This window comes from Streptomyces sp. NPDC047000, assembly GCF_040644295.1.
In the GTDB taxonomy this organism is placed as follows: Bacteria; Actinomycetota; Actinomycetes; order Streptomycetales; family Streptomycetaceae; genus Streptomyces.
Window position 1 is genome coordinate 1 of the sequence record NZ_JBEYWE010000084.1, and the last position, 1,286, is coordinate 1,286.

1 rRNA gene is annotated in these 1,286 nt (G+C 57.9%); it reads left to right on the forward strand.

From position 1 onward, the window contains the following. A 23S ribosomal RNA gene (locus ABZ862_RS38485) occupies positions 1-1,286 on the forward strand; the annotation flags it as partial.

A 1,286-nucleotide genomic window follows, 5' to 3' on the forward strand; every position in this document is an offset into this window, starting at 1 on the left:
AGTAGCATGCTCAAGACCCGAAGCGGAGTGATCTAGCCATGGGCAGGTTGAAGCGGAGGTAAGACTTCGTGGAGGACCGAACCCACCAGGGTTGAAAACCTGGGGGATGACCTGTGGTTAGGGGTGAAAGGCCAATCAAACTCCGTGATAGCTGGTTCTCCCCGAAATGCATTTAGGTGCAGCGTCGTGTGTTTCTTGCCGGAGGTAGAGCACTGGATAGGCGATGGGCCCTACCGGGTTACTGACCTTAGCCAAACTCCGAATGCCGGTAAGTGAGAGCGCGGCAGTGAGACTGTGGGGGATAAGCTCCATGGTCGAGAGGGAAACAGCCCAGAGCATCGACTAAGGCCCCTAAGCGTACGCTAAGTGGGAAAGGATGTGGAGTCGCACAGACAACCAGGAGGTTGGCTTAGAAGCAGCCACCCTTGAAAGAGTGCGTAATAGCTCACTGGTCTAGTGATTCCGCGCCGACAATGTAGCGGGGCTCAAGCGTACCGCCGAAGTCGTGTCATTGCAGCTATAGGGCCAACGCCCGCTGTGATGGGTAGGGGAGCGTCGTCTGCCGGGTGAAGCAGCCGCGTAAGCGAGTTGTGGACGGTTGACGAGTGAGAATGCAGGCATGAGTAGCGATTCACACGTGGGAAACGTGTGCGCCGATTGACCAAGGGTTCCTGGGTCAAGCTGATCTGCCCAGGGTAAGTCGGGACCTAAGGCGAGGCCGACAGGCGTAGTCGATGGATAACCGGTTGATATTCCGGTACCCGCTGTGGAGCGACAGACATCGAGCATCGTGATGCTAAGGCCGTGAAGCCGCCCTGATCTCTTCGGAGTTGAGGGGAGTGGTGGAGCCGCCGGCCCAAGCGGTTAGTAGGTGAGTGATGGGGTGACGCAGGAAGGTAGTCCATCCCGGGCGGTGGTTGTCCCGGGGTAAGGGTGTAGGCCGGTGTGCAGGCAAATCCGCACACCTTGTGGCTGAGACCTGATGCCGAGCCGATTGTGGCGAAGTGGATGATCCTATGCTGTCGAGAAAAGCCTCTAGCGAGTTGCACGGCGGCCCGTACCCTAAACCGACTCAGGTGGTCTGGTAGAGAATACCGAGGCGTTCGGGTGAACTATGGTTAAGGAACTCGGCAAAATGCCCCCGTAACTTCGGGAGAAGGGGGGCCACGTCCGGTGATCCGTTTTACACGGTGAGCTGGGGGTGGCCGCAGAGACCAGCGAGAAGCGACTGTTTACTAAAAACACAGGTCCGTGCGAAGCCGTAAGGCGATGTATACGGACTGACG